Source organism: Lysinibacillus sp. RU7 (assembly GCF_057837305.1).
Window position 1 is genome coordinate 1 of the sequence record NZ_JBYQFK010000308.1, and the last position, 236, is coordinate 236.

The following is a 236-nucleotide window of genomic DNA, read 5'->3' on the forward strand; positions in this document are numbered from 1 at the left end:
GTTCAATCGACATCCTGGTTTCCAATGCGGGTATTCAGACCATCGAATCCATCGACAAATTCGATTACGCCAAATGGAAACAGATGCTGGCGATTCATCTTGACGGCGCATTCCTGACGACCAAGGCGGCCCTTAACCACATGTATCCCGCTGGCCGTGGCGGGGTGGTCATTTATATGGGATCGGTTCATTCCCACCTGGCTTCCAAACTGAAAGCGCCTTACGTGACCGCCAAG

General features: G+C 52.5%; 1 protein-coding gene. It reads left to right on the forward strand.

Translation table 11 applies throughout. The features are described 5' to 3' along the window. A partial coding sequence (locus tag AC3II9_RS22500) for an SDR family NAD(P)-dependent oxidoreductase (protein WP_489158994.1) occupies positions 1-236 on the forward strand: 236 nt, incomplete at both ends.